Genomic DNA, 18,191 nt, shown 5'->3' with positions numbered 1-18,191 from the left:
CAGCCCAAGCCTGTTCAAAAGCCATCTTTCGGAGGAGCGTTCTACGCCGGGCGCGGCGTCATCGTGACGCCCACGATCTCGCATGCCGAGGGGATCTTCTTCTGGGATACCAACGGCAAGCGCTATCTCGACGGTTCGTCCGGCGCGGTCGCTGCCAATATCGGCCATGGCAACGAGCGCGTACGCGAGGCCATGATCGAACAGGCCAAGCGCTTTAGCTATGTTGTCCGTACGGCATTCACCAGCGAGGCGACCGAAACGCTCTGCAAGATGGTCTCAGACCTCGCGGGCCCCGGATTCGATCAAACCTTCCTAGTCTCCGGCGGCTCGGAAGCCGTCGAATCTGCCCTCAAGCTCGCACGCCAATACGCCGTCGTTACGGGCCAGCCGAAACGCTCGAAGGTCCTGGCGCGGATGCCAGGCTATCACGGCTCGACTCTCGGCGCCGCCGCCGTCACCGGCGATCCGGATCGGGACCAAATATTCGGCCCGATTATGCGGATAATGCCTAAGGTCCCGGCACCATTGAGCTACCGCGTCCCCGAAGGGTTCGACGTCGAACCCTATGCCGACCATTGCGCAGACGAGCTCGAAAGACAGATTCTCGCGGAAGGTGAGGACACGGTACTTGCGTTCATCATGGAACCGGTCGGCGGCGTCGCCACCGGCGCCTTGGTCGCGCCGGACCATTACTATACCAAGGTCCGGAAGATTTGCGATCGTTACGGCGTTCTGCTGATCTTTGATGAGGTTATGTGTGGCGCCGGCCGGACAGGAACCTTTTTGGCCGCCCATCACTGGCCAGACGCCTTGCCCGACCTTGTCGTCTGCGCCAAGGGTTTGAGCGCCGGCTACACGCCGCTTGGCGCCATGATTGCCCCCAACAGGATTGTCGACAAGGTCGTTGAATCTGGCGGCTTCTTGCACGGCCACACCTATTCCGGAAATCCCCTATCCTCAGCCATCGGAGTTGCGGTTCTCACTGAGCTGGTGACACGGAATTTGATGGAAAATGCCGAACGCATGGGTGCCCTCTTTCGTCAGAAGCTAAACGCGTTGAAGAATACGAGCACCACTATTGGCGATGTGCGCGGCATGGGGCTTTTGAACGCCGTGGAAATCGTCGAAGACAAAGCCACCAAGGCAATTTTCTCCGCTGCTAGGCAGGCGTCCTACCGCATCTCGGAGATCGCCCGCGATCTCGGCCTGCACATCTATTCGCGCCGCGCCGCAAACGGAAAGTTCGGCGAATGGTTTATGGCGGCCCCGCCGCTCATCATAACCGAGCCGGAAATCGACCTCTTCATGGAGCTTCTTACAGAGACGTTCCGGATTTTCGAAAGCGAAAATCGATGAGCCGGAGGCGCATCCATTTTAAGCAGGCACAATCCCAGTGGGGTGGCTTTGGCATGCGGGAGCCCCTCCCTCTCCCGCACAGGCAGGAATGGTCAGCATGACGCTGGACAAGAACCTTATAGCGGAAGCGGCGGCCTGGCGCCGCGATTTCCATCGCTATCCTGAGCTTCTGTTTGATGTCGACCGCACAGCCGCACGCGTCGCCGACCTCCTCTGCAGCTTCGGGTGTGACGAGGTCGCAACCGGCATCGGCCGAAGCGGTGTCGTTGCGGTGATCCGGGGCAAAACAGCCCCCGCCTGTCGCACCATCGGCATTCGTGCTGACATGGATGCTCTGCCAATCCTTGAGGCGACGGGCCTGCCCTACGCCTCGAGCAGTGAGGGAAAAATGCATGCCTGTGGGCATGATGGGCATACGGCGATCCTGCTTGGCGCCGTGAAACATTTTGCCGCGACGCGCGCCTTTCCCGGCACCTTGATCGCAATTTTCCAGCCCGCGGAGGAGGGAGGCGGCGGCGCCAAGGTAATGGCCGAGGACGGCCTCTTCGAACGCTTCGGCATCGAAGAGGTTTATGCTCTTCATAACCTGCCGGGCATGGACATCGGCACCTTCGCCCTGTCGCGCGGCGTCATGCTCGCCGCATCCGACCGCTTCGACATCAAGATCCTTGGCAAAGGCGGACACGCGGCCTGGCCGCACGAAACCATCGATCCGATTCCGATCGCCACCTACCTTGTCAGTGCACTGCAGACGATCGTCTCACGGAACGTCGACCCCGTCGACCCCGTTGTGCTCTCAATCACGTCCATCCACGCCGGCGATGCCTATAACGTCATCCCGTCAGAGGTCGCGCTTAAGGGCACGGTCCGCACCTTATCAAACGCCAGTCGCGACCAGGTCGAAAGCCGGATCCGGGCGATCGCCAGCTCCGTCGCAACGGCGTTTGGGGCCGCGGCCGAACTCGACTATCGCCGTGGCTATCCGCCGACAGTCAATCACCCCGTCCAGGCCCGGTTCCTGGGGGACGCCGCCGCACGCGTGGTTGGCGATCCCGCGGTGCAGCGCGAAATGACGCCTGTAATGGGTGCGGAGGATTTTTCCTACATGCTGCAAGCCCGGCCCGGCGCCTTCATCTTCATGGGCAACGGCATGACCGCACCCCTCCATCATCCAGCATACGATTTCAATGACGACGCCATACCGGTCGGCATCGCATTATGGATCGATCTCATGACCAGAGAACGGAATTAGATTCTTGTGCTATTAAAATGGAATGATCCACGGTTGGGCATGGCTACGTCGGCTTTTATGGGAGATTTTTACGCGGTAATATTGCGTGGTCTGACATACGAATTTCACTTCTTGGTTCCACCGGCGCCGACGACCAAGCCTCCGGCATCGTTGTGACCGTCAGTGATGCGTTCAATCGAGGGGCGGCCCTTTAAGGCCGCGCTAGCCATCTGAAAACGCGATGGCACCACCCCTGACATTATATTGGCGAACTGAACGCCACTTGCGCATAGTGGCGGGCAGCTGGATCGAACAGAATCCGTCAGTTGCCATCCGAAAAATCGAGCGAACCGAAGTGCAGATTAAAGACGTCCTCCTCGCTGCCGGCAATGGGGCATTTTTCTATGATGACCAAGCCGCTATCAGGGCCGGCGCACCGCAGGACGGCTTCATCTATGTCGGCGAACCCACAACGCCTGGGCTCACGTCCATCCGCGTTCCGGCGTCGTCGCTGAGCGTCGGGCTTGTGCTTGCCGACGACGCAGTCGTTTGGGGCGACATGATGAACGTTCAGTATTCTGGTGCTGCCGGACGGGATGCTCTGTTCGATACCGCAAAAATCTCGGATTTGATGTCGCGGGTCGTAACGCCGCGGCTTCTTGACGTCGACGCGTCCCGCTATATTGATGCCTGCGCCGATGCGTTTGAGCCCCTCGAGGATAAGCGATTACCCCTTGCGCTCGAGTACGGTGTTAGCCAGGCGCTGCTTCGGGCCACGGCCTACCTCCAGCGCAGGACAATGGCAGAGGTCGTCTGCGCCGAATTCGGCTTACCGCTGCCAACGCTCAGGGTGCCGATTTACTGCCAGAGCGGCGATGCTCGCGAAATCAACGTGGACAAGATGATACTGAAGGGCGTGGATGTGCTTCCCCATGGCCTCATCAACTCATGGCAGAAATTCGGAGTCGCCGGCCAGACCTTTATGGAGTTCGTGAAGTGGGTTGCAGCGCGCACCCGCGAAATCGGCCGCCCGGGCTATCAGCCGGTGCTGCATTTCGATGTCTACGGCTGGATCGGACTGGAAATCGGCTTGGAGACACAACGGGTTGCCGACTTCATCTGCAAGGTCGCCGATAGTGTTCCGGATTTCACGGTCAACATTGAGTGCCCGGCGGACTTCGGTTCGACTCAGGCCCAAATTGATAACTACGCCCGGATTGTATCGATTCTGAATGACCGGGGTTCCAGCGCTCGTATTGTCGTGGACGAGCGCTGCAACACGCTCGAAGATATTCGGCTCTTTGCCGAAGCAAAGGCAGCGCATCTCATTCAAATCAAGACGCCTGATGTCGGCTCAATAGCCGATACGGCGCGCGCCGTTCTATTCTGCAAGGAGAACCAGGTGGGGGCTTATGTTGGAGGAAGCTGCACCGAGACAGATCTCTCCGCCCAGGCTTCGGTCCATGTATCTGTAGCAACCCAGGCCGATATGATGCTTGCAAAGCCCGGAATGGGTGTTGACGAGGCATTCTCAATTGTTGGGAATGAACAGAGCCGGTTGCTGGCGATACTGAACCGTCGTCGGGCTCAAAACGAAAACGTTGGATGAAAAGCGCGGTATCGCTATGCAGAACCACCTCGAAGGGATCACCGTCGTTGCCGTGGAGCAGGCCGTTGCTGCGCCTTACGCCTCGTCTCGCCTTGCCGACGCAGGCGCCCGGGTGATCAAGGTTGAGAGGCCCGAGGGGGACTTTGCCCGAAACTACGATAAGTTGGTGCGGGGGCAAAGCGCTTATTTCGTCTGGCTTAATCGCGGAAAGGAGTCGGTCTGCCTCGACTTGAGGTTGGAAGCGGACCGTGCCATCCTGGAATCGCTCGTCGCCGCTGCTGACGTCTATATCCAGAACCTCAAGCCGGGCAGCATCGAAAAGCTGGGTTTCGGATCTGCGGATCTCCGCCGACGCTTTCCGCGGCTGATCACCTGCGACATCTCCGGTTTCGGGGAGAGGGGCCCGTTTTCCCACCTGAAGGCTTACGATCTCATCGTCCAGGCCGAAACAGGTCTGTGCGCGATTACCGGTACCCAACAGGGGCCGGCCCGGGTAGGGGTATCGGTTTGCGACATCTCGGCAGGCATGACGGCGCATAGCGCCATCCTCCAGGCACTGTTCCACAGGGAGCGGACAGGCGAAGGGGCCGGCATACAAGTCTCGCTGTTTGACGCCGTCGCCGACTGGATGAACGTACCGGTTCTGCAGCACGACTATAGCAGCTACCGGACTGTGCGTGCCGGCGTGACTCACCCGTCGTTGGCTCCTTATGGAGCCTACCGTTGCGCCGACGGCAAAGACGTCATCTTCTCGGTGCAGAATGACCGGGAATGGGTGAACTTATGCGCGAAGTTTCTCAAGCAGCCCAAACTCACGCGCGCGCCTGGTTTTGCGAACAACATGGAGCGGCTTGGTACCCGTGCTCGCCTTGATGAAATTATACAAAGGCGTTTCTCCGAGCTTTCCAGCGAGGAGGCGATGCGCGAGCTTGAGATGGCCGGTCTGGCATATGGCCGACTGAACGAAGTGGCGGATGTTTCTCAACATCCACATGTCCGAAGGGTGCAGGTCGGCACACCTGAAGGAGATGTCGAGGTCATAGCGCCGGCGGCCGTTTTCAACTCCGCGGGGCATTCGCTGCGTCCCGTCCCTGCTCTTGGCGCCCACACGGAGGCTGTTCGCGAGGAGGTCCAAGCGCGTTTACGCCTAAACGCCGCGTCCGCATGAACGCGCCATAGCCCATGAGCGGTGAAGCGCTCACGACTTAGGAATCCATCGCTGCCGCCGGCTTAGCCGTCCAACTGGCCGTCAAGAAAGGCAATCGCCACCGCACTCACTTTAAATCGACAGTAGGAGAATCTCCATGGGGAGGGACACCATTCCAGCCGTCCGTAGCGCAACCTCAGTTCCCCGCTGGAGATCCCTGCTCTTCGTCCCCGCCCACGTCCCCCGGTTCGTGGAGAAGGCTCATGAGCGCGGTGCAGATGGCGTCATACTCGACCTAGAGGACTCGGTCCCGCAGGACCGGAAAGACGAGGCACGGCGGCAACTTCCTGAATGCGTGAGAAAGGTGGGTCGCAAAGGCGCGTCGGTTTTGGTCCGCGTGAACCGTGGCCTGCGCGCCTTGGCCGCCGATCTCGATGTAGCTGTCGCGGCGGGTGTTGACGCACTTGTTCTCCCCAAGGTGGATTCGGCGGAGTGGGTTTTAGAGGTCGCAAATGCGATAACGGAACTTGAACACGAGAGAAATCTTGTCCCGGGGCGTATCCGATTCCTTGCCCAGATCGAGACCCCGGCCGCATTGCAAAGACTGGCGGCGATTGCGTCTGCCCATCCACGGATGGTCGCAATGGCGCTCGGTCCTGAAGATTTCAGTGCCGCTGTCGGCGGCACCCCGGAATTTGACCTGCTCCTGGCGCCAAACCTTGCCGTGCTGTATGCTGCCCGTGCGGCCGGATTGGTGCCTCTGGGCTTCATAGGAAGTATCGGCGAGTTCTCGGACATCAGCAAACTTCGTGAAGCTACGATGTATGCTCGACGGCTTGGCTTCGCCGGCGCGCTGGCCATCCATCCGGTACAGGTGGCGATCTTGAACCATGCTTTCTCGCCAGGCACAGGGGAGATCGAATGGGCGCGCCGTGTCGTTGCGGCGCAAAAGGATGCCGCAGGACGGGGTCTGTGGGCCTTCGCGATCGATGGCAAAATGATCGACCCGCCGGTGGTGCGGCGCGCTCACGAAATCCTGGCCCTCGCCGGCAGTGACTGACCTGTGCCTCTAGTCAACGGACGGGAAGGAGTGCCTATTGTTCCGGCGAACTCGGCGATATTGCAGCTTGCTCACCATCTCGTTTCGCGATAGGTATGACGAGCCTGGGAGCATGCCTCAGTTAGGTTCATTAAGCCGTGGAAATCAGGCAGTTAAAATATTTTGTCGGCGTAGTGGAGGCAGGCAGTTTTACGAAGGCATCTGCGCTCCTCCACATCGCTCAAAGCGCCCTTAGCCTGCATGTGCGTCAACTGGAGGAACGCTTCGGCACTCAGCTGCTGGTACGCGACAGAACCGGCATCAGCGTGACGGCGTCCGGAGCCAAGCTGCTTGAGCGGGCGCGGAGGATTCTTAAGGAAATCCAGCTCACCGAGGCGGAACTGACCAATACGGTCACCTCTCCCTCCGGAGAGGTGACTATTGGCATTCCGTCCGGAGCCGCTCGTGTCCTCAGCGGTCCACTGCTTGAGTCGATAAGGAACGAACTACCGAGGGTCTCCCTCAAGATGATCGAGGGTATGACGGGACCGCTGGAGGAGTGGATGGCAGCCGGACGCTTCAATCTGGCGGTTCTCTACCGCACCGAAGACAGTGTTGGGCGAATGACGGTCCTGGCGCGTGAAGAGCTTTCTCTGGTGGCGCCGACCGATGAACCGCCTTTCGAAGACTCGGTATGTCTTGCGGACCTGCACGCGTTCCCGCTGGCGGTTCCTATGCGAAATAACAATGTCAGACGTTCAGTGGCTGATGTCGTTGCACAGCACGGTTGTATGCTGGATGTCAGGTTTGAAGTGGACTCCCTCTCGACCATCATCAACATGGTCATAGAGGGAAAGGCACATTCTATTCTCGCCCCGTCGGCCGTTCAGAAAGAAGCCGCTCAGGGACTGGTCCGGACGGTAAAAATCGTGGATCCGGTGATTACCCGTTCCGTCGTGCTTGCGGTAAACCCGAAAGATGAGCGTTCTCCGGCCGTCTCCGCGGTTCGCAAACTTATCCCCAAGGTCGCCAGGACACTGATAGAGAACCGGCACTGGTCAGCCACGGCTCCGGACGCGGGCTGATACTCCCGTCACCCATATGGGAATCGGCCATTTCTAATTTCAGCGGCCAGTCAGAGGGCTATTCCGATCTGGATTCCAGATGGAACTCGGCAATATTCCATATTTGACCCGCCGCGACCATCGCGATGAAAATCGGCTCAAACGAGCATAGCGATTTGGTTTCGAACGCCGCTCGTATGGCAAGAAGTCACACACCTGGAGCACGCGATGTCCCACGGCACCAGCTACGAGCTTTTCATTAACGGCATGTGGCGAGCCGGTAGTGATGGAACCACTCTGCCGGTGATCAATCCGGCGACGGAGAAGGTATTTGCCTCCGTGGCCTCAGCGTCGGTGCCGGATATGGATGAGGCCCTCGCTTCGGCAGAGCGGAGCCGCCCGGCTTGGTCCTCATGGCCTGCAAAAGATCGTGGCGAGATCCTCGTAGCAGCAGCCAGGATCTTGGCAGCGAAGGTCGAAGCCGCAGCCAGGGACCTGTCGGCCGAACAGGGAAAGACGATTGCCGAAGCGACGGGTGAGTATGCACGCGCTGTCGAAACGCTGGAGTGGAACGGCAGGCACGCCGAAGAGTTGTCGGCCCCGATCCCGTTGGGCTCGAACCGGATGATTGTGCCGGAGCCTCTCGGTGTCGTTGCTGCCTTTACACCTTGGAACTATCCCGCCGTACTTCTCGCCCGCAAGCTCGCTCCTGCGTTGGCAGCAGGCTGCCCGGTGATCCTAAAAGGGGCTGAAGAGACGCCAAGCGCGGCTGTCCATATGGTCGAAGCCTTGCGCCAAGCGGGTCTCCCGGACGGCGTGGTCAATCTCGTCTTTGGTGTGCCGGTGCTAATATCCCGACATCTTCTCAGTTCGCCGATCGTGAAGGTCTTGACTTTCACGGGCTCAACGGCGGTTGGAAAACAGCTGGCAAAGCTCGCCGCGAATAACTTGCAGCGGTGCATCCTTGAACTCGGTGGGCATTCCCCGGTCATAATATGTGAGGATGCCGACCTGGCAAAGGCCATACCGGCAATCTCAGATTACAAGTTCGAGTGCGCGGGCCAGAGTTGCAATGCGCCCAGCAGAATCCTCGTCGCGCAGGCTCTTTATGAGGAATTCCTGACCCAGGTGACTGAAGCCGCCAGCAAGATCAAGATCGGCCCACCGAACGAACCGGCGACGGAGATGGGACCGATGGCAAACGTGCGGCGAATCGAGGCCATGCAGCGTCTGATCAAAGATGCGGTCGATCGCGGCGCACGCATCGAGACAGGTGGCACCCGCCTCGACCGGACGGGCTTTTACTGGCCGCCAACCATCCTGACAGGGGTGCGAAAGGATGCGAAAGTGCTTCATGAGGAGCCGTTCGGGCCGATCCTCACTGTGGCGCCGTTCGACACGATCGAAGAGGCGATCGAAGAAGCCAACGCCACCGAGTACGGCCTAGCCGCCTACTTCTTTACCGCCGCCGCCGATGTGAAACAGAAGCTGATCAACGGCCTTTCGGCGGGCGCGGTCAGTGTGAATTACCTGAAAGGGGTTTCCGCAGATGCGCCTTATGGAGGCGTCAAACAGAGTGGCTATGGATATGAAGGGGGCGAGCAGGGGGTGCGGAGCTTCCAAAACCTGAAAATGGTCAACGGGCTTGGGTCATTCGGATGAAATTTCGTGAATAACATCACACGGAACATCGCCGGCAAGGACATCACAAGGAGCGTTGCAGACGCCCTTCAATACATCTCGTACTACCATCCCCCGGACTATATCCGATACCTTTCGCAGGCTTACGTGCGCGAACAGAGTCCGTCGGCGAAGAACGCCATCGGGCAGATTCTGCTGAACTCCCGCATGGCGGCCTTCGGGCGACGCCCGATCTGCCAGGACACCGGCCTCGTGGTGATCTTCGCAAAGATTGGCATGGGCGCCCGCATCAAATCAACGGCCAGTTTCGCGGACCTCGTGAATGAGGGCGTCCGTCGGGCATATCTCGACCCCGACAATCCCCTTCGGGCATCGATTGTGGCGGATCCGCTCGCCGGAAGGGTCAACACTCGTGACAACACGCCGGCGGTCATCCACATCGACCTTGTGCCCGGCAATCAGATTGAGATCACCATTGCCGCAAAAGGGGGCGGGTCGGAAAACAAGGCGCGTTTCACCACCCTGAACCCCAGCGCGTCCGTTGCCGACTGGGTGGTCAACACCGTTTCGACCCTTGGCAGCGGATGGTGCCCGCCCGGCCTGATCTCGGTTGGCATCGGTGGTAGTGCTGAAAAGGCGATGCTGCTGGCCAAGGAGGCCATGAACGAGCCCATTGACATGTCAGAACTGATCGCCAGAGGGCCGTCAAGCGCTGAGGAGGCACTGCGGATTGAGCTGTATGAACGGATTAACGCGCTGGGCATCGGCGCCCAGGGCCTTGGTGGCCTGACCACAGTCGTAGACGTCAAGGTTGCAACCTATCCTACCCATGTGGCGTCCAAGCCCGTGGCGCTAATTCCGCAATGCGCCGCCAACCGGCACCTGAAGTTTAATTTGGACGGCTCTGGACCGGTCAGGCTTGAGCCGCCCGATTTGCGCGAATGGCCAGAGATTGGGATCGAGGAATTGAAGCCAGCCGGCGTCCGGCGGGTCAACCTCCATGCGCTTACGAAGGAAGAGACGGCATCGTGGCGCTGCGGGGAAACCCTTCTTCTGTCCGGAAAGATGCTGACGGGCCGTGACGCTGCCCACAAGCGAATGGTCGACCTGATCGATGCCGGCGAGCCGCTCCCGGTTGATCTGCGAGGACGCGTGATCTACTACGTCGGACCAGTCCGCGCGGTGAGGGATGAGGTGGTTGGGCCGGCTGGCCCGACCACCTCCAGCCGCATGGACGGGTTCACTGAAAAGATGCTCGCCGAAACCGGGCTGTTCGCCATGGTCGGTAAGGCGGAGAGAGGACCGGCAGCCATCGAGTCGATTGTTAGACACAAGACGCCGTATCTGATCGCTGTGGGTGGCGCTGCATACCTGATTTCAAAATCGATCAAGTCGGCGCGGCCCGTTGCCTTCGAGGACCTAGGCATGGAAGCCATCCATGAATTCGATGTGAAGGACATGCCGGTCATCATGGCTGTCGATGTTGAGGGAAACTCCATTCACAATTCCGGACCTGTTGAGTGGCGTAAGCGCATGGCGGCCGACAGTATTGCGCGCAACATCGGCCTGTAAATCTTTGCGGCTATGCAATCGGGCCGGCCTTTCGAAGCCCATCGAAGCGCTGCACAAGTTCGAGCGGATCGTCTTTTGCCCCGCTCACCGGCAGCCAACATACTCTCCAGAACAATCTCTCCCCGCCTACCGTTGTGACGTAATTGATTTCAACAATAGATTGGTTGGGCATCAATTCCACGCCGACAGCGGGTTAGAGTAAAAAGTCATGAAGTCGAAACCCAACACTGTGCGCCTGGACGCCTGGGACATCCGGATTCTCTCGGAAGTCCAGGCAGACGGTCGGATTTCGAAAAGCGAGCTTGCGAGACGCGTTCATCTTTCGGCTTCGGCTTGTTCGGAGCGGCTCCGCATACTCGAAGCTGCAGGTATCATTGAAGGATATTACGCGCGGCTGAGTCCGACCCTCACTGGGGGCGTGATCTTCGTGATGGTGGAAGTGGTGCTGAACCGCCACCGTCTCGAGGACCAACGACATTTCGAGACCGCGATTCAAGAGATCCCGGAAATCCTGGACTGCTGGGCTATTGGGGGACGGATCGACTACCTGATGCGCGTCGCAGCTCCTTCTATGGCTGCGTATCAGGATCTCATGGAGGGACTGCTGCAGGCAGGCTTGGGAATCGATCAGTACTACAGCCTTGTTGTGACGAAACCCGTCAAATCCAATTCCGCGATTCCCTTGGTCGCCTAGGGATCGGCGACTTCGGGAGGCGTGGTTTCGACGGCGATTGAGGCCAATTCCGTGAATTCGTTGGCTACGGACGCGCATTCCCGCGAAACTCGAGGTGTGTTTGCGGATATGATTATCTCTAAAGAGGCGGTTAATCAGGTGTTCTCCGCCGAATGATCGCAAGGAGAAGACGATGAGCCTGATCAATCTAGGAACCGAGCAACTCCGCGAGAAGGATCGAAGCTTCGTTTTTCATCCGTCCACGCACTTAGCCAAGCACAGTCGCGGCGAGACGCCGAACCGGATCATGGCCGGTGCAGAAGGCGTTTACATCTGGGATACAGACGGCCGAAAAAGCCTCGATGGTTTCGGCGGGCTCTACTGCGTCAATATGGGATATGGATGCACGGAGATTGCCGACGCCATTGCCCGGCAAGCCCACGCGTTACCTTTCGCGCATGTCTATGCCAGCCAGGGCACGGAGCCAGTCGCCCTCTTGGCGGAGGCAGTAGTCGAATATTTCGGGCAGGAGATGCGAAAGGTCTATTTCGGCCTTTCAGGCTCTGACGCAAACGAAACCAATATCAAGCTGGTCTGGTACTACAACAACATTCTCGGCCGCCCTGAAAAGAAGAAGATCATTTCGCGACATCGCGGCTATCACGGATCCGGGCTGGTCACAGGAAGCCTGACGGGCCTTCCCTTCTTTCACGATTTCTTCGACCTACCTCTGGACTTGGTGCGCCATACAACGGCGCCGCACTACTATCGCCAGGCGCATGACGGCGAAAGTGAGAAAGCCTTCTCCCGGCGTTGCGCCGACGAACTTGAAGCCCTTGTCCTCGCTGAAGGCCCGGAGACGGTTGCAGCCTTTATCGGAGAGCCGGTACTTGGGACCGGTGGCATTGTTCCGCCACCAGAGGGATACTGGACGGCCATCCAAGGGGTGCTCGACAAGTACGATATCCTGCTAATCGCAGATGAAGTCGTTTGCGGCTTCGCGCGAACCGGCGCGAAATTCGGGTCCCACCTCTATGGTATGCGTCCGGACTTCGTCACCATCGCCAAGGGTTTGAGCTCCGCCTACCTCCCTATCTCTGGGTCAATAGTTGGTGACCGAGTCTGGTCGGTATTGGAAGAAGGAACGGAAAAGCATGGCCCTCTCGGCCATGGCTGGACATATTCTGGTCACACCCTTTGCGCTGCGGCCGCACTCGCGAATATTCAATTGCTCAAGGAAAGAAACATCCTGGAACATGTCCAGAACGTCGGGCCCTACTGGCATGCTCGCATGAAAGCCGAACTGGGAGGCCATCCCATGGTCGGAGAAGTTCGCGGCGTCGGCATTCTTTCCGCCGTGGAACTAATGCAGAATCCAAGAGAACGGGTACCATTCAAGCCCGAACTTCAGGTCGGCGTTCGCGCCGCCGCAGCCCTGCTTGAAAACGGCGTCATCGCGCGTGCCATGCCCCATAGCGATACCCTCGGCTATGCGCCGCCACTGATCATCACCCGCAAGGAGATCGACGTCATAGTCGACGCGACCGCAAAATCGGTGGATACGACCTATCGCGCGCTGAAGGCGGAGGGTGCGATGTGATTCTGACGGAGCCAGCGAATACAAGCATTCAGATCGATCTATGGCGCACATCACTGTGCCGACGGATAGGACGTGATCCTTTCAGTTCAAACGATCGTGAGTGGGCGAACTGTTGCGCGAACCTCCTGAAACAGCCTGGACTCACGCGCCGTCCTGGTTTCGCCGACAACATGGAGCATCTCAGCAATCGGGCCCTCTTGCACGAGATTATTGTTGATCGCCTTGCGCAACTACCAAGCGACGAAGCGATGAACGAGCTCGACGCAGCAGCATCGCCTAGGCCGCCTATATCAGCAGGCGGATATTTCGCAGCAGCCGGATCTGAGTCGAGCGGCCGTGTCGACCCAAGGTGGAGACGTCGACGTGATCGCGCCCGCCGCAGTGTTCCCAGAAATAGCTCCGGCGTTCCGCCTGTTGCCGCCCTTAGCGCCAAAGGGTTTCGGATTTCCCTGCGGCAGCAGGCGCACAGGTGATCAACCGATCGCCCTGGCGGTGCGATGTCAAAGACAACAGGTTATGGCCGTTTTCAATATCTGGCCGCATAGGTGGCGGCGACAAACTGATGTCAGGCGGCCCTGGTCATGGCTTTCCATTGGCTATGGCGGTCAGCCGGTAGAGATCGATCTGGAGGTTGGGCACTTCTGGAGTTCTGGCGTCGCGGGACGAAATGGTTCTGAGCGCAGAGAAGAACGAACGAACCTCTGCAGGCCTACCGGCGAGCGGAAGCCCCTGCATGGTGTTCTCCGTGTTCGTAATGGATGTGTGGCCGTGGTGTCGCAATCGCCGAGCAAGGCAATTCTTTTCCCATAAGAATGATCGCCAATCGGATCGGAGCTGATGCGGCTTTCGGTGGAGCTACGAATCCGGAGCAAGCAAATTCGTTATGAGGATCTGGAGAGGCACGGCGCCTCCATGGCAATGGTCGCCAAAATTCGTGTAGGGGCCGATCAATTCAGGCTGCTGCGCCACCCGTTGGAAATCCCGGACGGTCTTCAGCCGCGAGGAACTGATCGGAGGGTCTGGGTCGGAAACATTTCCAGCTGGGCACACGTCCATAAGCAGTCTGAAACTCTTCAGAATTTGAAGAGATGTCTCAAAATTTTAAACTTTCCGAACAGCTAGCGTAACCTACACTTTACTAAAGATCACTTTCCGGGTCGGGTGATGTGATGCATCTTTGGCGATGCCGGCCTGCCGAGGACGGTGAAGAGCAGCCCTACAGCCGGCAGGTTTTGTGCACCAGTGAACATCCGGCGCAAATGGCTGCCCGCAATTGGCTGCTGAGGAGAGACTATGGAACGCCCGCAGATGAATGCGGCCTCCCATTTTCTAGGGCTGGCAACCAGAGTGTCCGACCAGTTTTCTTTGGTCCCGTCGCTGCATTTCCCGAAGGCCCCTACAGGAGCGCTTGCGGTCGAGTTTGGTCGCTTTCTCGACCAGACTGATGGTGTTGCTCAATCCGAGCAATTGTTCGAGCTATTATCTGCTTTTGCCTTGAATCTTGATTTCCCCTGGATCGCCTATGACTCTCTTACACCCGACAAAAAATGTTTAATGCCCGTCCGACGCGATGCGGCGGTCATGCTGAATTATGCTGATGAATGGCAGAAGCGCTATTTCGAAATGGGTTATGACAGGATAGCCCCCATTTTAAAGACGTGTCGAAAGCGGGCAGGCGCCTTTCGATGGAGCGAAATGTATAACGACACAAGCACGACTGAAAACGAGCGGCGCGTTTTCGACGAGGCTGCGACGTTTGGCTTGAGGTCAGGCATTAGCGTTCCATTGCACGGCCCCCATGCCACCTTTGCGATCATGAGCTTTGCTCAACCCTGGGCCTGCGAACTCCAAAATAGAACAATCCCCTATTTGCAGCTTGCCGCGGTACAATTCCATCTGAAGGTCGCGAAATACACGAATCCGAGTGATGTCAAGGAGGCGCCTAAGCTTTCTATAAGAGAAACTGAGTGCATTCTATGGGTGGCGAGAGGGAAGTCATCTTGGGAAATAGGGACAATACTAGGGATATCGTTCAACACTGTCAATTTCCACATAAAAAATGTAATGCGAAAATTGGATGCCGCTAACAGAAGGGTCGCTGCTGTAAAGGCCCTGAACTTCGGAATTATTGAGTTGTAAAAAGCGGTAGATACTTTGCTATCGCGGCCCGCGGGCCGGCAACATCTGAAATGTCAGGACGAGCAGAATGATGCCGGCCCTTCGAACAGCACGACAGTCTGTGACGGGAGGGCGTTCCCGTCACAAAGGGTGTTGACGCCTAAACTGCCGGCGGAAGCCAGTCAGTCGCTGCAACATCAACTTCAGGTCCACCAGAGAACAAGATCCGGCCGCGCAAATCCGAAGAAGCAGTTCAGCAGAAGGCGACGCTTTCCGTTGCCTGATTGTCGGGTGACACCGTGAACGAAACCGCCGTCGATTAGGACGATATCCCCGGCCTTGAGCTGGAAGTCGTGACAAGGAAAGGCATCGAGATAAGCTGCCGAATAGGGATAGCCCGTGGTCTCCACACCCTGCGACTTGCGATCAGTGACTGTCGGCTTATGACTCCATATCCGCACATTGCCGCCTTCCTCGGGCATGCTGGCATAGAAGTTGAGCGCGGCGACGGTGTTGTCCGCCACCGCAGGAATCTCGTAATTGCTCCCGGCAGATACGACTTGAGCAACGTCGTCGTGAGGCTCCAAGGCATACATGCCCGTGCCAGACCAAGACAGGGCACGACAAACATTGGCTTGGCCGTCCTCCGAACGAGCCAGTCGCAATTCAATGCCCTGATTGTGAAGCTCGCGCTTCAGGGCGTCGAATACTCCGCGGACCGGATCAACCAAGGTACCAAAAAGAGCGTTGACGAAGGGTCGCGCATCTTCCGCCTGTGCGAAATAGGTGGCTGCATCGTTCCTGTAATGTGAAGCGCCGACATACTGTCCGGGAACGCCGTCTTTGCGCTCTTTGAGACCGGGATTGCGAATAAAGTTCGCGGTGATCTCCTCGGCCACTTCGCTACTGAAAGCTTGCTTGATGTGCAGGCCGGTGATGTCACCTTTCAGCACCGAGATTATCTCCGCAGTGCTGATCGAGCCCGTCCGTTCCGCGAGCGAAAGAGGCGAGATGGCTGGCGCCTGAGATACTTGGTCAGCGTTCATTGGCTTGCTCCTGTATTGCCTGATCGAGGATGGCGATGCCATCATGGAGTTCGTCATCAGTGATGGTTATGGGTGGGAGGACTTTGATGACGTCGCGATTTGGCCCTGAAGATTCGATCAGCAGGCCGTTTTCGAACGCGACATCGTGCACACGGCCGACAAGGGCCGGTGAACGGCACTTAAGGCCAGCCATCAGACCGCGGCCGCGTTTTCGTTCAATGCACTTCGGATACTTCGCAACGAGGCCATCAAGGAGTGCCTGCAGTTTGACGGCTGTCCGCTCGACGCCTGCAAGAAACTCCCTGTCGGACCACATTTTGCACATCGCCCCTGCAGTCACGAAGGCGAGATTGTTGCCTCTGAATGTTCCACTGTGTTCCCCGGGCTTCCATATGTCCATTTCGGGGCGAATCAGAACGATAGAGAACGGACTGCCCGAACCGCTTAGAGACTTCGACAGGCACACGATGTCGGGTTCGATTTTCGCGAACTCGAACGAGAAGAAATCGCCCGTTCGCCCAGCTCCTGCCTGAATGTCGTCAACGATCAAAACGATCCCGTGGCTGCGACATATGCGCTGAATTTCGATGAGCCAGGCTGTGGACGCGGTGTTCATGCCGCCCTCTGCCTGGATGGTCTCCAGAATGATTGCGGCGGGCTTTTCTATGCCGCTCCCCGGGTCCCGCAGTACATGATCGATGTAGCTCGCGGAATCGAAGGTTGGGTTCGGATAGCCGTCATAGGGAACCCGGATCACATCGTGGCGAGCAACGCCGCCTAGCTCCCGGGTCGACGCCGAACCCGACACCGCCAACGAGCCCAGCGACATGCCATGGTACGCATTTGTGAAGGCCATGATGCTCGAGCGGCCGGTATATTTGCGCGCCAGTGCCAGTGCCGCTTCGTTAGCGTTTGTGCCGGTTGGCCCAGGAAACTGAATCTTGTACGAAAGGCCCCTTGGTTTCAGAATGGAATCGACAAAGATTTCAATGAAGTCGCGCTTTGCGACCGTATACATATCAAGCGATAAGAGAATGTTCCCGTCGGCAAGATATTCAATTGCCGGAGCAACGATTTTTTCGTTGTTGTGTCCGTAGTTGAGGGCGCCAGATCCCACAAGGAAATCAATATAAGGCTTACCGGCCTCGTCCCAGATTGTCGCTCCAAGCGCTTTCGTAAAAACTGTGGGAAACGACCGCCCATAGCGACGAACGTTAGACTCATAAGCCGCGAAAACGTCGGTATTCATTTAGGGATCCCTCTGCACGTAGGCATTGCGTTCAATTTGATGGCAATTAGACGCCTTTGGTCGGCGATAAACATCTCCAGCCAATCTCCGAGCCATAGGGTACGGATCACGCCTTCAAGGCGATTCATTTCGTGAATACCGGTGTGGCGCCTTGCCAATCACTCCACTCATGGTGTTCTCCTTCGCAGGTAAGTGGTTCAATGACCTCGAGCATGCGGTTCTCAGATCGCACGAGCTGTGCGTGATGGCGGCCGTAACGTGCGCCCGTTTTCCGCGGGACTTAACTCATGTTGCGTGACGCGTGTCCGCGCTCACGACCTGTACTAACGTAGAAACGCGAACAACCAACCTACTAAGGCTGGTAGTCTCCTGCGATCCAGAGGTACGTTTGTATCCTGCACATAGGCTCGCGTCGTCCATTCCGGATAGACTGACCCGTTTCAGTGTTTCGATGATCGGCTTCCGACCTAGAGCGCTTCGCCTTTTGACTGAATCTGGATTCCCAAGTTTGAGCAAATCAGATTAAACTAAACCGCTGCCGCGGTAGCTGATGCGCCGGTCTGGCCTGAGGAGGTCCCTGTCTGAGAAGATTTGGTGTCGAGCCAACTTTCCAGACAGGAGAACCCCAGATGGCCCAGATAAGCCCTCTGCGTCAGCGGATGATTGAAGACCTGACGATCCGCAATTTGTCACCNGAGACCCAGCGATCCTACGTGCATCACGTGGCGAAGTTCAGTCGATTTTTTGGACGATCACCCGATCAACTGGGATACGAAGAGGTGCGCGCCTATCAGGCCCACTTGGTGGGCCGAAGGGTCTCGTGGGGCGCGTTGAACCAGACTGTTT

Annotated in this window: 14 protein-coding genes; 12 read left to right on the top strand and 2 right to left on the bottom strand. The window is 57.9% G+C overall.

Annotated elements, in window-relative coordinates; translation table 11 throughout:
- The 11 genes from M727_RS38365 to M727_RS0131285 form a co-directional block, all read left to right on the top strand.
- On the top strand, nucleotides 1-1,356 hold a 1,356-nt coding region (locus M727_RS38365), incomplete at its 5' end, for an aspartate aminotransferase family protein (protein ID WP_036264032.1).
- A gap of 97 nt (nucleotides 1,357-1,453) precedes the next feature.
- Complete coding sequence (locus M727_RS0131335) at nucleotides 1,454-2,608, top strand: M20 aminoacylase family protein (RefSeq protein WP_156941694.1); 1,155 nt, start codon at nucleotides 1,454-1,456, stop codon at nucleotides 2,606-2,608.
- A gap of 334 nt (nucleotides 2,609-2,942) precedes the next feature.
- A complete protein-coding gene (locus tag M727_RS0131330; RefSeq protein ID WP_027155866.1) occupies nucleotides 2,943-4,196 on the top strand; it encodes a methylaspartate ammonia-lyase in 1,254 nt (417 codons plus the stop codon).
- A gap of 16 nt (nucleotides 4,197-4,212) precedes the next feature.
- Complete coding sequence (locus tag M727_RS0131325) at nucleotides 4,213-5,364, top strand: CaiB/BaiF CoA-transferase family protein (protein WP_027155865.1); 1,152 nt, start codon at nucleotides 4,213-4,215, stop codon at nucleotides 5,362-5,364.
- Nucleotides 5,365-5,500: 136 nt separating this feature from the next.
- On the top strand, nucleotides 5,501-6,403 hold the full coding sequence (locus tag M727_RS0131320; protein ID WP_027155864.1) for a CoA ester lyase: 903 nt from the start codon (nucleotides 5,501-5,503) through the stop codon (nucleotides 6,401-6,403).
- Between the two features lie 137 nt (nucleotides 6,404-6,540).
- Nucleotides 6,541-7,467, top strand: coding sequence for a LysR family transcriptional regulator (locus M727_RS0131315; protein WP_027155863.1), 927 nt, complete (start codon nucleotides 6,541-6,543; stop codon nucleotides 7,465-7,467).
- A 207-nt stretch (nucleotides 7,468-7,674) separates the two neighbouring features.
- Nucleotides 7,675-9,108: an NAD-dependent succinate-semialdehyde dehydrogenase gene (locus tag M727_RS0131310; RefSeq protein WP_027155862.1), complete on the top strand. Its 1,434-nt coding sequence runs from the start codon at nucleotides 7,675-7,677 to the stop codon at nucleotides 9,106-9,108.
- 6 nt (nucleotides 9,109-9,114) lie between these two features.
- Nucleotides 9,115-10,659 (top strand): fumarate hydratase, encoded by a 1,545-nt coding sequence (locus M727_RS0131305; RefSeq protein ID WP_027155861.1) that lies wholly within the window; start codon nucleotides 9,115-9,117, stop codon nucleotides 10,657-10,659.
- 208 nt (nucleotides 10,660-10,867) lie between these two features.
- The gene (locus M727_RS0131300; RefSeq protein WP_027155860.1) at nucleotides 10,868-11,353 is read left to right on the top strand and encodes an Lrp/AsnC family transcriptional regulator; all 486 of its coding nucleotides are present in this window, start codon (nucleotides 10,868-10,870) and stop codon (nucleotides 11,351-11,353) included.
- 172 nt (nucleotides 11,354-11,525) lie between these two features.
- On the top strand, nucleotides 11,526-12,932 hold the full coding sequence (locus M727_RS0131295) for an aminotransferase (protein WP_027155859.1): 1,407 nt from the start codon (nucleotides 11,526-11,528) through the stop codon (nucleotides 12,930-12,932).
- 1,293 nt (nucleotides 12,933-14,225) lie between these two features.
- Nucleotides 14,226-15,071: a LuxR family transcriptional regulator gene (locus M727_RS0131285; RefSeq protein WP_084646988.1), complete on the top strand. Its 846-nt coding sequence runs from the start codon at nucleotides 14,226-14,228 to the stop codon at nucleotides 15,069-15,071.
- A 182-nt stretch (nucleotides 15,072-15,253) separates the two neighbouring features.
- On the opposite strand, the gene M727_RS0131280 is transcribed toward M727_RS0131285, so the two are convergent.
- Both M727_RS0131280 and ectB read right to left on the bottom strand, forming a co-directional pair.
- Complete coding sequence (locus tag M727_RS0131280) at nucleotides 15,254-16,096, bottom strand: hypothetical protein (RefSeq protein WP_027155856.1); 843 nt, start codon at nucleotides 16,094-16,096, stop codon at nucleotides 15,254-15,256.
- A complete protein-coding gene (gene ectB / locus M727_RS0131275) occupies nucleotides 16,086-17,345 on the bottom strand; it encodes a diaminobutyrate--2-oxoglutarate transaminase (protein ID WP_027155855.1) in 1,260 nt (419 codons plus the stop codon). Before ectB ends, M727_RS0131280 begins: the two co-directional genes overlap by 11 nt.
- Nucleotides 17,346-17,974: 629 nt before the next feature.
- Between ectB and M727_RS38360 the strand changes: the two genes are divergently transcribed.
- On the top strand, nucleotides 17,975-18,191 hold a 217-nt coding region (locus tag M727_RS38360; protein ID WP_036264113.1), incomplete at its 3' end, for a site-specific integrase.

The organism is Mesorhizobium sp. WSM2561 (assembly GCF_000513915.1).
GTDB lineage: Bacteria > Pseudomonadota > Alphaproteobacteria > Rhizobiales > Rhizobiaceae > Mesorhizobium > Mesorhizobium muleiense.
The sequence above is the reverse complement of the archived record's forward strand: the minus strand, read 5'-3'. Positions and strand labels throughout refer to the sequence as shown.

What these genes read in the sequence shown, in the direction of transcription:
- M727_RS0131310 (WP_027155862.1), top strand. Translation starts at nt 7,675, where the DNA reads ATGTCCCACGGCACCAGCTACGAGCTTTTCATTAACGGCATGTGGCGA.
- M727_RS0131295 (WP_027155859.1), top strand. Translation starts at nt 11,526, where the DNA reads ATGAGCCTGATCAATCTAGGAACCGAGCAACTCCGCGAGAAGGATCGA.
- M727_RS0131300 (WP_027155860.1), top strand. Translation starts at nt 10,868, where the DNA reads ATGAAGTCGAAACCCAACACTGTGCGCCTGGACGCCTGGGACATCCGG.
- M727_RS0131335 (WP_156941694.1), top strand. Translation starts at nt 1,454, where the DNA reads ATGACGCTGGACAAGAACCTTATAGCGGAAGCGGCGGCCTGGCGCCGC.
- M727_RS0131280 (WP_027155856.1), bottom strand. Translation starts at nt 16,096, where the DNA reads ATGAACGCTGACCAAGTATCTCAGGCGCCAGCCATCTCGCCTCTTTCG.
- M727_RS0131325 (WP_027155865.1), top strand. Translation starts at nt 4,213, where the DNA reads ATGCAGAACCACCTCGAAGGGATCACCGTCGTTGCCGTGGAGCAGGCC.
- M727_RS0131320 (WP_027155864.1), top strand. Translation starts at nt 5,501, where the DNA reads ATGGGGAGGGACACCATTCCAGCCGTCCGTAGCGCAACCTCAGTTCCC.
- M727_RS0131285 (WP_084646988.1), top strand. Translation starts at nt 14,226, where the DNA reads ATGGAACGCCCGCAGATGAATGCGGCCTCCCATTTTCTAGGGCTGGCA.
- ectB (WP_027155855.1), bottom strand. Translation starts at nt 17,345, where the DNA reads ATGAATACCGACGTTTTCGCGGCTTATGAGTCTAACGTTCGTCGCTAT.